The organism is Oligoflexia bacterium (assembly GCA_034439615.1).
GTDB lineage: Bacteria > Bdellovibrionota > Bdellovibrionia > JABDDW01 > JABDDW01 > JAWXAT01.
In genome coordinates, this window is sequence record JAWXAT010000058.1 from 16,898 (window position 1) to 30,240 (window position 13,343).

Annotated in this window: 15 protein-coding genes; 5 read left to right on the forward strand and 10 right to left on the reverse strand. The window is 40.9% G+C overall.

Annotated elements, in window-relative coordinates; translation table 11 throughout:
* Window positions 1-161 precede the first annotated feature (161 nt).
* The 4 genes from SGI74_13890 to SGI74_13905 form a co-directional block, all read right to left on the reverse strand.
* The gene (locus tag SGI74_13890; GenBank protein ID MDZ4678584.1) at window positions 162-500 is read right to left on the reverse strand and encodes a hypothetical protein; all 339 of its coding nucleotides are present in this window, start codon (window positions 498-500) and stop codon (window positions 162-164) included.
* 158 nt (window positions 501-658) lie between these two features.
* On the reverse strand, window positions 659-1,792 hold the full coding sequence (locus tag SGI74_13895) for an ATP-binding protein (GenBank protein ID MDZ4678585.1): 1,134 nt from the start codon (window positions 1,790-1,792) through the stop codon (window positions 659-661).
* Between the two features lie 3 nt (window positions 1,793-1,795).
* Window positions 1,796-2,254: a response regulator gene (locus tag SGI74_13900; GenBank protein ID MDZ4678586.1), complete on the reverse strand. Its 459-nt coding sequence runs from the start codon at window positions 2,252-2,254 to the stop codon at window positions 1,796-1,798.
* On the reverse strand, window positions 2,247-3,380 hold the full coding sequence (locus SGI74_13905) for an ATP-binding protein (protein MDZ4678587.1): 1,134 nt from the start codon (window positions 3,378-3,380) through the stop codon (window positions 2,247-2,249). The genes SGI74_13900 and SGI74_13905 overlap by 8 nt, the downstream gene beginning before the upstream one ends.
* 223 nt (window positions 3,381-3,603) lie before the next feature.
* On the opposite strand from SGI74_13905, the gene SGI74_13910 reads away from it, so the two are divergent.
* The 3 genes from SGI74_13910 (at window position 3,604) to SGI74_13920 (ending at window position 6,168) form a co-directional block, all read left to right on the forward strand.
* Entirely contained in the window at window positions 3,604-4,632 is a 1,029-nt protein-coding gene (locus SGI74_13910; protein MDZ4678588.1) for a universal stress protein, read from the forward strand.
* A 95-nt stretch (window positions 4,633-4,727) separates the two neighbouring features.
* Complete coding sequence (locus tag SGI74_13915; protein ID MDZ4678589.1) at window positions 4,728-5,009, forward strand: hypothetical protein; 282 nt, start codon at window positions 4,728-4,730, stop codon at window positions 5,007-5,009.
* Window positions 4,990-6,168, forward strand: coding sequence for an NnrS family protein (locus SGI74_13920; GenBank protein MDZ4678590.1), 1,179 nt, complete (start codon window positions 4,990-4,992; stop codon window positions 6,166-6,168). The genes SGI74_13915 and SGI74_13920 overlap by 20 nt, the downstream gene beginning before the upstream one ends.
* 10 nt (window positions 6,169-6,178) lie before the next feature.
* Here SGI74_13920 and SGI74_13925 read toward each other — a convergent pair whose 3' ends face one another.
* From SGI74_13925 to SGI74_13950, 6 genes are all read right to left on the reverse strand, one after another.
* Window positions 6,179-6,544, reverse strand: a complete 366-nt coding sequence (locus SGI74_13925; protein ID MDZ4678591.1) for a cytochrome c — start codon at window positions 6,542-6,544, stop codon at window positions 6,179-6,181.
* Window positions 6,544-7,596 (reverse strand): multicopper oxidase domain-containing protein, encoded by a 1,053-nt coding sequence (locus SGI74_13930; protein MDZ4678592.1) that lies wholly within the window; start codon window positions 7,594-7,596, stop codon window positions 6,544-6,546. Before SGI74_13930 ends, SGI74_13925 begins: the two co-directional genes overlap by 1 nt.
* Before the next feature lie 15 nt (window positions 7,597-7,611).
* Window positions 7,612-7,977, reverse strand: a complete 366-nt coding sequence (locus SGI74_13935; GenBank protein MDZ4678593.1) for a hypothetical protein — start codon at window positions 7,975-7,977, stop codon at window positions 7,612-7,614.
* A 135-nt stretch (window positions 7,978-8,112) separates the two neighbouring features.
* The gene (locus SGI74_13940; GenBank protein ID MDZ4678594.1) at window positions 8,113-9,264 is read right to left on the reverse strand and encodes an ATP-binding protein; all 1,152 of its coding nucleotides are present in this window, start codon (window positions 9,262-9,264) and stop codon (window positions 8,113-8,115) included.
* Window positions 9,265-9,386: 122 nt separating this feature from the next.
* Entirely contained in the window at window positions 9,387-10,799 is a 1,413-nt protein-coding gene (locus SGI74_13945) for a sigma-54 dependent transcriptional regulator (GenBank protein ID MDZ4678595.1), read from the reverse strand.
* A 151-nt stretch (window positions 10,800-10,950) separates the two neighbouring features.
* Window positions 10,951-11,400: a CBS domain-containing protein gene (locus SGI74_13950; protein MDZ4678596.1), complete on the reverse strand. Its 450-nt coding sequence runs from the start codon at window positions 11,398-11,400 to the stop codon at window positions 10,951-10,953.
* A gap of 187 nt (window positions 11,401-11,587) precedes the next feature.
* On the opposite strand from SGI74_13950, the gene SGI74_13955 reads away from it, so the two are divergent.
* Entirely contained in the window at window positions 11,588-11,878 is a 291-nt protein-coding gene (locus SGI74_13955) for a potassium channel family protein (protein ID MDZ4678597.1), read from the forward strand.
* Window positions 11,879-12,013: 135 nt separating this feature from the next.
* The gene (locus tag SGI74_13960; protein ID MDZ4678598.1) at window positions 12,014-12,847 is read left to right on the forward strand and encodes a universal stress protein; all 834 of its coding nucleotides are present in this window, start codon (window positions 12,014-12,016) and stop codon (window positions 12,845-12,847) included.
* Window positions 12,848-13,343 lie beyond the last annotated feature (496 nt).

The following is a 13,343-nucleotide window of genomic DNA, read 5'->3' on the forward strand; positions in this document are numbered from 1 at the left end:
TTATTTCCACCACAGTTTTGAAAGAGTCCTACTAGAACCACCAAACCTGCTGACAAAAATAATACTTTCATTTTCATTACCACTCCCTCACTTTATCCAGCAAAAGGTGCGCCGTCTAAAAACTATTCCACTACTTTCAACAGAATTAGCGGAGGTCTGCATTATAGTGGATTGACTTTTATTACAGTAGCCTTACCAATAGCTGATACTGATACAATTGCCGTAACAGTAGTAAAGTAGGCATTTGTTTCATTATTCGTAAGCTCTTGAACCACAAGGTAAACAATGTCACATCCGACATATCCACAACCACCACTAAGCGCTACAGCTGTAAACTTACCAAATTTCAAAGATGTATCTTCAGTCTGCTTTTTCTGAATTGCATACTGTACTACACTAGATGAATTAAAAGCTTGAATCGCAAGCTCGCTTGATTCTGAAGCAAAGCTAACAAGGGGGAAAAGACAAACCATGACTAACGATAAAAAGAATTTTTTCATAAAATACTCCCAATTCAGTTTATTTTAATAAAAAATAGCGTCAATTGAGAGGCTGGTCAATCAATTAAAAGTAATGAGTAATTGCAAAAGTCTGGTGCCCCGCACGGGCTTAAACCCCTGGTTACTCTTATCCAGCAGCCTGATCAATTTTCTAATGCTTAATGTTTTGGAAGAAATATTTTGAAAGTCGTGCCAATACCAGGTTGGCTCTCAACCTTGATTTCGCCACCCCATTCTACAACGATGCGGTAGGAGGTTGCGAGTCCAAGACCTGTGCCTATACCGACATCTTTTGTCGTGAAGAATGGTTTGAAAATATTTTTCATATTTTCTTTAGTAATTCCACAACCGGAATCTTTAATACTCAAGACAGCCATATCAGTAGAGTCCCTTAATGCTATCTCAATGAAATGTGAAGAAGATCTGCCCTCTTGTGCCTTTGCCTCGATAGCGTGAACGGCGTTAACGAGAAGATTAAGTATGACCTGATGGAGTGCACCAGAGTTTGCCTTTACGAACACTTCATCAAGGGTCACATTATTTCTCACTTCTATTTTATTTTTTAAAAATTCATGATTGAGCAGCTCAATGACATCTTTGACAACCGGGGATAAAAGAACGGATGCCACCTCGGTTGATTGACCACCACGGGCGAGATTCAATAAAGATTTTATGAGTTTTGAGATTCGGTCAATTTGAGAAACAATGATGTCAGCACTGCTTTTTAAAGGTGCCGAGTCAGTAACTTCTCCGGAGAGTTGTTTTGCCAGCATTTCTGATCGGCCTCGTATTATTCCCAAAGGGGTTCCAATTTCATGAGCAAGCCCTGAAGCTAGGAGGCCGATTGAAGCCAAGCGGTCTTGTATAACGATTTGAGCTTCGCGCTCACGCACCGTTATAAGATCCTCGGCACCTTTTATTGAATATCTAATTGATCGTTCAAGAAGAGGAACAGTGATTTCACTTTTTACCAAGTAATCCGAGGCTCCACGTTTCATTGCCTCAACATCGATATTATGATCCCCGAAACCTGTTAAAATAATAATTGGTCGCATCCAATTTTGATTGTGAGCTTCATCTAAAACGTCGAGCCCGCTGTGAGCACCTAATCTAAAATCTAATAAATAAATATCATGAATTTGTTTCTCCATGATTTTGAGGGCTTTATCGTAAGAAGATTCCCACTCAAGGCTACACTGAAGTTCCTTAATCTCATTTAGGAGATCACGAATCATGATGTAGTCATCTTCGTCGTCATCTAAGAGAAAGACTCGGACATTTTTTGATTTCATCAGTTAGCGCTCTTTAGATGTGGGAAGTTCTACAATTTCAAGCCAATATCTACCGAAGTCTCGAAGAACTGCGACCAGAGCATCGAAGGTTACAGGTTTTGTTATAAAGGAGTTAACGCCTAAATTATAAGTGCGATAGACATCTTCTTCAGCTTTAGAGGTCGTTAATATAACAACGGGAATGCCTTTCAAATGTGGATTGGATTTTATTTCTTTCAGTGCTTCGCGACCATCTTTGCGTGGCATGTTTAGGTCAAGTAAAATAAGTCCCGGCTTAGGACTTGAAGCTGTTTCTGAAAATTTGTCTTTTCTCAGCAGATAGTCCATAAGTTCCTCGCCGTCTTTGACAAATCGTAAGTCATTTGAAAGGCGATTTTCACGCAAGGCCTCTTCAATCATAAGACGGTCATCTGAATCGTCATCGGCAATCAATATTGTTACTGATTCTTTTGGCTTACTCATCTATCAATTCTCCTGGCTCTCCTGTTTTTTGTTTGAGAGGTAAGTTAACAATAAATTTTGATCCAGTTCCGGGGTTACTTTCTGCTGTTATGTGACCATTATGTCGCTCAACAATTCTACGACATACGGCTAGACCAATACCTGTTCCCTCATATTCACCTCTGCCATGCAATCTCTGGAAAATTGTAAAGATCCTATCAAGATATTTTTCATCAAAACCAATGCCGTTATCGGAAACAGAGATAATGCAGTTAGAATTTTCAATTTTTGATTTGATTAAAATTTCCGGAGGAACACCTTGCTTTTGAAACTTGATCGCATTGGAAATCAAGTTCTGAAATAGCTGCCGCATTTGTGACGGATCAGCATTCATTTGCGGGAGTGAATCAACGGAAATTTTAGCATTAGTCTGTTCGATGCGAATTTCAAGGTCAGAAATGACCTCTCTAATGATTTTATCAAGATCAGTTTTGATAAATGGTTGAGCCTGGCTTGTGACTCGTGAAAAAGTGAGCAAATCGTCAATGAGAACTTGCATCCTAGAGACCGAAGACATCATTCGATCAAAATAATCAATGGCCTCAGCAGGCAAACTATCTCTAAATTTTGTTTTTAACCGTTCAGAGAAGGCGATGATCTTGCGTAGAGGTTCTTGAAGATCATGAGCTGCAACTGAAGCAAAATCTTGAAGTTCTCTGTTACTCACCTCAAGCCTTTTTGCGTATAAGGCCAGACTTTCCTCAGCTTGTTTTTTTTGTGTGATTTCAAATCTGATCGAAACATACTGATAAGGCTTTCCGGCGTCGTCAAGAAATGGAACAATGGTTGTATAAACCCAATAATAACTTCCGCCTTTTGCCTTGTTTCGGATTTCACCGACCCACGTTTGACCACTTGAAATGGTCTTCCATAGATTAACAAAAAATTCTTTGGGATGTGTCCCCGAATTAATGACTTGATGGGTTTTGCCAATGAGTTCTTCACGTGAAAATTTGGAAATTTCGCAAAACCTATCATTCACATGAATAATCACACCTGCATTGTCAGTAATGGCTACGATAGCCGACTGATCTAATGCACGGCGAATATCTACTAATTCACGACTGGTGCTGCTTGGATTCTTCATTTTTTACTCACTGCTCAAATTTTAAATACAATATGATGCCTGATGCTCTATGTCTGTTCAAATTACTTGCCATCACGAGTAGCGTCTATTTTGCTTATAGGGGCAGCTCTGAGACATACTGTCAGACATTAGGACAAATTGTCACCAATCCAACACTCATTTCAAATGAGCTTCACCTTTAAGCTGGCAGGAGCCATGCATTAAGGAAAAGGAGAGGTGAAAAATGTCATCAACTAAAACGTTAAAAAAAATTGTATGGGCAATTAATCCATTTGATCATTCTAATAAATCCACAAAGAGAGTGGCAGAATTTATTGAAATGATCTCAAGCCATTCACAGGTTGAAGTTGAGCCGGTTTATGTCTTAGCTTCAGATCAAAGTCTTTTTAGCGGAAAAATAAAAACTGAGTTCGATCAGATCATGAAAAAAGCTGCTGAAGAAAAAATAAATGAAATAACAAGCGCACTTGAAATACCCGGCATCGGGGCGCCACAAATCATTTCGCAAGCCGGATGGTCGACGACGAAAGGAACCACAATCTTAGACGAATATGCACAGATGCATGGGGCCGAACTTATTATTGTTAGCACCCATGGTCGCAAACGTCTCGCTAGAGCCGTGATGGGTAGTTTTGCAGAAACACTGCTATTAACGGCTCGTACGCCAGTGCTGGTAATAAGCCCTCAATGCCGACAGATTCGCAAATATTCTAAAGTATTATTTCCAACAGACTTTAGTGAGAGTAGTCGAGAGACATTAAATCAGGCCCTGTTGATTGCATCGCAATTGGGCGCCAAGGTTACAGTTTTTAATGTCTGCGTTGATCTTATGGAACCACTCATTCAGGCGGGAGCGCTCGCTATGGGCGGCGGGTGGGTCGCTTTCCCTTCATACAGCAACAAAATCGAGTCGGAAAGCAAAAGAGAAGCCCGAAAGCTTGTGCAAAAAGCGAAATCAGCCGGAGTGCCTGCTCAGGCAGTTGTCAAGAGAGCAGGACAGGGAATTGCACGTGAAATACTCAGCTACGCGAAAACCAACTGGAGTGACATTATTGTTATGGCGGCGCAAAGCGGACCACTGGCTTCAACAATTCTTGGAAGCGAAACCAGAAAGGTTATCAGACAAGCCGATTGCCCGGTGCTCGTTGTGAGAAATCATTCAGTACATGTGGCTAAGATTGAAGATACAAATGATGAGCAAGTGAAAAGCGTTGGCCCCATTCAACCGTATCTCAGTGCGGCGGCAAAATAACAGGAATTTTCTCAAGTCAATTAACTCATAAGGGGCCTTCTGATAGTTTTTGTTGTGCGTGCATTAGCAAAACCGGGAGTGTCTTCTCTGGCGTTTTGAGGATACGAACAACTGCCGCTCAGTTTGGAGCCGTTGACGTTGCAGATAACATCAGTCAACTCATGACAAAACTGGCTAATAATATTTCTTTACAGCTTGGGGCTTGGCACGACGTAAGATTTCAAGATGAGTTTCGTGACAAAAATCCAAGTTTTGCCGATGATCGATTGATTGCGTTTGCTTGCAATCCAAAAAAATGCCCTCTAAACAGAAGTGAAACATCAGGTGTTCCATTCACTCAGCCTCAAACCCATTGTCATGAAGTCCGTGCGCTTTAGATGCGCATTGCTACGATGGGAGCCATATAGGGTTTTTTTCCCTCTAGGCCTCATCTTTGGTCTATGGGGAATCGCACTTTGGACCTTCTTTGAGATAGGTGCAATTCAATTATACCCTGGCCTTCTTCATGCCACTGTGATGATAGGTGGATTTCTTTTTCTTTTCGCTTGCGGATTTTTAATGACGGCTATCCCAAAGTTCACAGGCTCCGCGTCCGCGACAGAAAAAGAGATACTGATTACCACGGTCTTATCGAGTCTCATGCTTGTAGCTGGATTTAGTGGTCAGATAAAAACTTTTAGATTCATTTTAATCATCAATATTTTATCTCTAGTATTTTTTGGATTGAGAAGATTCAATAAACGTCAATTGGATTTACCTAACTCATTTATCTTTATTCCAATTGGCATTGCCTCGGGTCTCTTTGGAACTGTCATTATCTTATTAAGTGAATTGAGCCTCCTAACAGGAGCATCGAGCATCTTTGGGCAACTTTTATACTACCAAGGTTTTATGCTCAGTCTGATCATCGGAGTAGGAAGCAAGCTGATCCCAGTCTTAGCTGGTTGGGATGAGATGTTTATGCCAGGTTCCCATAAAAAATCATTTCAGCGTCTCAGTCTTGTTGCTGTCGCTCTGATCATTTCATTTTTGATTGAGGCTTTTATCGACGCTAGGCTCGGCAGATTCTTAAGGGCATTGGCAGTAATACCTGTCGCTATTTACGATTGGAAAATATTACGTGTACCACTTGCTCGAACATGGCTCGCATTTTGGATTTGGATAGCATCGTGGTGTGTTCCGTTGGGTCTTTTGGGAGCTGCGGTATTCCCTGATTACTATATTCATTTTATGCACTTGCTGTTCATTGGTGGCTTTAGCTTGATGACCATGATGATTGCCTCACGAGTGACACTTGCTCACGGCGGCCATGACTTAAAATTAGAAAAAAAATCAAAAGCATTACTTATAGGAGCCTCGTTGGTGGCATTGGCGACTCTCACGCGGGTTGCGGCCGGATTCCTTCCTTCCACATATAATTCACATATTTTTTATGCAGCGATTGCCTGGCTAATAGGATTTTCGATATGGGGAATTATTTTCGTGAGAAAAATGATCTATCTCCGATCGGGATCATCACATGATGATAACTGCTGATCTTTAAAAACTATTTTCTTTTAGTGAATGAAAGAACATAGTGGGCGACAGCCCAACGCTCTTCCTCTGAAAGACTAGCAAAGCTCGCCATAGATGTGCCGTCCATGCCTTTCGTTAAGGTGTTAAATATTTGCTCAGGCTTTTTGCCTTTCTTGAATTTAGCTTTTGCGAAATCGCGAGGCTTTGGATTCATATATTGACCTGCCACCCCGTTGCCATCACCTTTTTCGCCGTGACAAGTGAGACAGTTTATCATGTATGAGGCCTTGCCTTTTTCAAGAAGCTGAGGCGTCGCTTTTTTAAAATCTTGAGCCAAACTTGACGTGGGAACAAATATTCCCAACGTCAAAGTGAACACTAATAAATGCTGCCTCATCATTTTGCTCCTTTATCGTCTGTGGCATCGATCAAACCTATGGCCCCTGCATTAGCATCAGCGAATTCATGATCGACCATGACGTATTTTCCTTTTTCAGGAATCACAAATTCTACAATAGCCGAATTGCTGGCTCCCAAAAGGACCGATTGCCCTCCTCTGAATTCATTGTGAGGAATTCCATCAAACCATACGCGATCCCAAATTGTTCCAACGACATGAAAGCTTGACGTACCGCTTGGACCAGCGTTTAAGACAAATAATCGCACTCTTTCACCGACCTTTGCGATGAGAGGTTCACTCACGTGCCTCATGGCTTTGCCGTTGAATGCGACAACTGAAGCTCTTTTTGTTTTAACAGCGGCCATATCTAATTCTCTTAAACCAGTTTTTTTATCAGTTTTGTCACTCGGATAAAACTCAGATTGAACGATCACGTATTCACGATCAACTTTTGTAGGATATCCCTCTCTAGGTTCGACGATGACAACCCCGTACATGCCCATTGCCAAATGATGCAGAATCATGGGTGTGCCGCAATGATACATATAAACACCTGGATAATTTGCCACAAAATCAAATTCTAAAGTTTGATTAGGCAAAAGTGCTCTGAACTTGTCTTGAGGACTCACCATCGAAGCATGAAAGTCCATTGAGTGAGGCATAGGTGGGGCAATTTTTGCTGTTTCAGTACTTCTGTTGGCCATAATGAAATGGATTTTATCACCTTGCCTCACACGAACCGTAGGACCAGGGATTTCTCCACCAAATGTCCACATGAGCATTTTCACACCATCAGCGACTTCTTGAATTTTATGAGTAACATCGAGTCGCACTGTGAGCTCTCGAGTGCTTGCGAGCTTCGGTGCATTTGGTAATGAGGTAGCTCCCTCCATAATTGGACCAGGAAGAATGGACGCAGTGATCTTTGCCTCAGGACCTCCATAGGTCATATCTTTTGTATCAAAAGATTTATTTCCGTTATTAGTCCCTACAGCACCTAGTAGAACAACAGCACCCAACGCCAAAAATATTACACTATACTTACTCATACAAAATTCCTCCGTTTAGTTGATCTCTGAAACTTTCTTTAAATTTGTTGCAGGATTTTTTTTAAAAAACGCTTCCTCAATATTTGAAAAATCTATGTCTTTCTCATGAATAAAACTGACTGCCTTTTGCTCAAATGAGCCGTTAACACTTTCAGGAACAACACCTTCAATTGTTTTTAATGCCCTCAACGCAAGTTTGAATTCTGATTCGGAACTAATACCAGCTATCTCCGCACTCACATAATTTGCTCCTCGCTTCTCTGCCTTTTTTTTATTTTCATAAGAATAAACAGAGGCCGCTTTGTCGCCTTTGCAAAAACCGCATGCATTGGCAAAACCGGGGAGTAAAATCATGGATGCGATAATGATAGTTGTTTTCATACTTTTAAAAGACTTCAATTCTAGTGCCGAGAAATGTTGCCACAGGAAACTGTTACCTTGCTTATAAACCTAGTGATGAGACATTTTGTCATTTTTGGATTCATATATGTCTCAGGTATACTTACCAGTGGTCAATCAGCTAGGCATCGTAAAATAAAAAGTTGAACCCTCACCAACAGTTGATTCTAGCCAAATCCTGCCACCGTGCTCTTCGACAATCTTTTTGCAAATGGCCAAACCAATGCCCGTTCCAGTGTATTCACTGGTTGAGTGAAGCCTTTTGAACATTTTAAAAATACGCTCATAAGACTCCCGCGTAATGCCTATCCCATTATCCTTGACTGAAAATAACCAGTTACCATCTGAAGGCTCAGCTTTGATTTGAATATTAGGTTTTCTACCGTTGCTATATTTGAGGGCATTGGCAATTAGATTTTGAAGTAACTGTGACAAGAAAGAAGGATCAGCATTGATGACGGGTAGCTCTTCACTGGTTATTTCCGCACCTTTTTCCGTAATAGTAGTCTGTAGATTAGCCTTAATATTATTTAAAATGTCATTACAATTGGTTTTTTGGAGAACAAGCTTTTCTCTTCCGATCTTTGAATAAGACAACAAGTCATCAATGAGATCACGCATGCGTTTTGCCGCATCAATCGTGAAATTCATATATCCGAGCGATTCTTGATCTAGAGTTTTCGCGTTTTTCCTCTCAATAAGCTGAAGATAGGTGGTGATGGTTCTCAGGGGCTCTCGAAGATCATGAGACGCAATGTTTGTAAACTGCTCCAATTCAGCATTAGCCCTCTCTAAAGCTATTGCTTTTTTCTCCAATGATTCTTCCGCTTTTTTCTGTTCAGTGACATCACGATCTGTAGAGACAAAGTGTTGAACTTGATTACTGTCATCAAACAGTGGGCTGATGGTTTTTTCGGTATAAAAGAGCTCTCCATTTTTCTTTTTATTAATGAGAACAGCATTGAAAGTCTGGCCCGATAGAATCGTGTTCCAAAGAATTTTATAAATTTGAGGATTATTCTGCCCTGATTTCAAAATTTTGGGTGTTAATCCAATGACTTCTTTCTTCGAATAACCGGTCATTTTCTCAAAGGAAGGATTCACATACTCAATGACGCCATCTTGATCTGTCACAAGCACCATATCTGCGGTTTGCTCCACAACACTTGAGAATAACTGCATCTGTTTTTCTACTTCTGATTTTTGAAAACTTACCTTGCGTGGTTGATTGAAGAAATCTCGCTGTTGAACATTGCTATTTTGTATCATCTATGACTGCCCCTTTTTTCTTATCACTCTCTTGAGCAGTTCTTATGCCATCCTGAGATCTAAACGAAAGTGCATTGAAGTAATCGCATATGACAAATTGTCTCAAGAGAGGCGACATCTTGTCAGTACGGTTTTTTAGTTTCAGATTCCTTGGCGTCCTCATATTCTTGAATATTTTCCGTAACAAGTCCGTAGAGTTTTTCTTTACGATAAAGAGTGCGGCGGTTTACGCCAAGAATATTTGCGGCAGAATCTTTTTTGTGACCTACTTGAGCTAAAATGAGTTTAATGTAGCGCTCTTCTAATTTATCTAAAGTTGGATTGTCAGAATAGAGCTGTTGAAAACTTTCTCTGGCCGATTCAACAGCGCTACCCATAATTTCCTGCTCAGTTAAAAGTTCCGATTGGCTTAAGACAACGGCGCGCTCCATAACATTTTCAAGTTCTCGCACATTTCCGGGCCAAGGGTGTGCCATAAGTTTTGCCATGGCTTCAGAAGTCACGCCACGAGCGCGAGATCTATTTTGAAGTGCAAATTTAGAAATAAAATATTCCACTAACAATGGGATATCTTGGGTACGTTCTCTTAAAGCTGGAACATAGACCGGTAAGACGTTAAGCCTATAAAATAAATCTTCCCGAAATTTACCTTCTTGTACCATGGCTTTGAGATCTCTATGAGTGGCAGCGATGATTCTCACATCAACAGATTTAAGACCACTACCACCAACGGCTCTAATTTGTTTATCTTGAAGCACACGCAAAAGTTTCGCTTGAAGCGTGGTACTTAAGTCACCAATTTCGTCCAAGAATAATGTTCCACCATCGGCCTCTTCGAACAGGCCCTTCTTATCTGAAATGGCTCCTGTGAAAGAACCCTTCACATGGCCAAAGAGTTCACTCTCTAAAAGCTGTTCAGGAATGGCTGTGCAATTGATGGGAATAAACGGAGCTTTCTTGCGAGAACCCAAATTATGAATAGCTTTGGCAACCAATTCTTTTCCCGAACCACTTTCGCCTTTGACCAAAACATTAGCAGTTGCCGGAGCCACTCTTTTCACGAGATCAAAAAGCTCAAACATAGCAGGACTTTTGCCAATGATAGATTCAATATTAAATTCTTTTTTAAGTTCTTTTCGGAGAAGCTTATTTTCGTTCACAAGCTGCGCTCTTTCCATAGCGCGCTTCGTAAGCAAGATCATTTCATCATTTTTAAATGGTTTGACAATATAGTGATATGCGCCAAGTTTCATGGCTTCAATAGCAGTTTCGATAGAACCAAAAGCGGTCATCATGATTGAAACAATGTTCGGAAAATCTGACTGGAGTTTTTTAAGGAACATCATTCCATCGACGTCTTTCATGCGAAGATCTGTGACAACGATTTGAGGTTGCTCTTTTTTAAATTGCACAAGAGCTTCCGCTACTGACGAAAAACGGGTCACCTGGTAACCTTCACCTGTGAGAAGGTCTTTCACAAGACTTCCCATCTCAGCATCGTCATCAACTACGGCAACTCGTTTTTGAATGGCCATCTGTTTTCCTCTCAAAACTCAGTTAGATATTTGCGTGTTCAAGGTTTTATAGGAGCATGGTGTATGCCATGCTTTAAAGCTTATATATTAGCTTTAAAGGCATGTTTTTAGCCTTTATGGGACATTTTGTCATAGCATTTACATAAATGTCTCAAGCGCTACTCATTATTTTAGAGTAGGAACCATGGTTATCCATGCATTGAGAAGCCACTAACGCAAAACGCATAACGTCTGTTTGGGTGATAATTCCCACTACGACGTTGTTTTCATTGATCACAGGAAGACTTCTAAAATTTTTGTCTTTCATTATTCTAATAGCTTCATTCATTCCGGCATTCTCGCTGATTGTCACCGGACTGCGTGACATCAAATCACCCACTGTTATTTGGGGTGGGCGTTCCACGCCTTGAAATCGTTTTTTTATTTTATCAACAAGTTCGAGATCCGTATTTGAAAGAATTCCGAATAGCCACCCCGAATCAAAAACCAGAAGATGACTGATAGTCTCCTGCTTCATAATGTCAGCGGCTATTTTTACATCTTCATTGAGATCAATTTTAATAGGATGCTTTGTCATCCAATATCCAACTTGAGTTTTCATTTGTTCAAACCTCCTAACATTTTTAATTGCGCATCACGTGCCAAGCTCGGTGAGCCTATTATTTTGATTTGAAGGTAAACTAACGAGACATCTTGACGTACTGCTTACATAAATTGTCTTGAATTATTTTGAATCTGAAATTTGAGACAATCACACAACCTCAATTGACAAATTGTCTCAAATTCTTATGCCCACTTCCAGTTGCCCAGATATCACATCGTTTTTAGACAGCCTTTCGTGGAGTATTGGAATCATGACGACGATTGGATATGGAACTGTTGTCCCCGTAACGCCAATGGGCAAAGTATTGAGTCTCGGTATGATGTTAGTCGGCTCACTTTTTCTTTGGTCCTACATGGCTCTTTTCGTAAGTGTGTTATTAGCGCCAGAACTTGGACACTTAGAAAAAGAAATGGGTGATATCGAAAGCGACATTTCTAAAAATCGAGGGGCTCAAGTCCAGCGTAGAGAAAGTTAAGCGCGTCTAATCACCCATGACAATATGTCACAAACCTCATCAAAACTGTCCCCATAAAACCCGCTATGACAACAGTACGCTAGATGGCTTAGGTATCCCTGTTGCAATGAAAGATAGATATAAGGAGCAACATTTATGACAAAACATGGATTCAAATCAATCATAGTTGGATTAGATTTTTCGCCCTACTCAAAGAAAGTATTACGCCAAGCGCAAACATTGGCTCAACTCTATAATGCACAGCTAACTGCCGTGTATGTTTCATATGATCCCTCACAAATGCTGGACGTACCTTTGGCATTTCCAACTGAAGCTATCGCCACGAGTAAACTGAAGCAGAAATTAAATCAGCATTACAAACTTAATGAACAAACAACCAAGAGCATTGTTACTTATGGAGTTCCTGAGCGAGAGCTCATCAGAATTGCCAAAAAATTACGTGATCCTCTTCTCATTGTCGGTTACAAGGGAAATTCACCGATCTCCCGATTTCTTTTGGGAAGCACAGCCGAAAGATTAGCTTTGCGATCACCAGTTCCAGTTTGGATTCAAAGGGGCAATCAAATTGTTGAACCAAAACGAATCCTAGTGCCCCATGATTTGATGCGCGCAACGGATTCAGCACTCGATACTGCAGGTCGTTTTGTTAATGGCAAGGCACCCCATGTAGAGGCTTTATTTGTATGCCAAGCACCACTTCCGATTCTTTATTACGAGGGCTGGATTGAAAACAATCGCAAGATTATAACAAATGCTAATGTAGCAGTTAAAAAATTTCAAAAAACACATCCCAAGATCAATCTCAAAATGATCAAAGGAGAAGCAGTCTCGTCAATACTAAAGCGAAGCAATAGCTTTGACCTCATCGTGCTCAAACCACATCAGCATAAAGAGTTTCTTCATTCATTTGGAAAAATAACAGGAAAAGTTATTAGAGAAGTTCAAGTGCCAGTCTTAGTCACTCGATAGAAAAATGGTCGGCGCGATTTGACAATGGACGCACCAGAAATTCCTCATGGAATACTGGTACTTCCATATTCCCGACATTCCGAATTAAACAGTACTAAGGTCCAAAACGCAATAGTTCTTTATAAGTCAGGGCTTTCAACCAAGCAAGTCGGAACTCGTCTTGGCATTCCAAAGACAAGTGTAAGGTCCATTTTATTAAAAGCCAAGGTCCCACTGCGGCCAAGTCTTTGGACCACGGAAGGCAAAGCTACAAGACAGAAACGCTCGATGGCTGGGAACCCGCCATACGGATACGCGTACCTTGATGGCAGGCTTCACATACACCCGACGGAGATTCAAGTGGTCCGCCGAATCCTAAATCTAAGGCACTCAGGCATGAGCTTCAGTTCCATTGCTTGCAACCTCAATGACCTTGAAATTAAAACTCGAAGTGGCAAGACCTGGGACCACTCTGTCATCTCGGAAGTCTGTCGACGGAATTTGCCCACTGATCCCA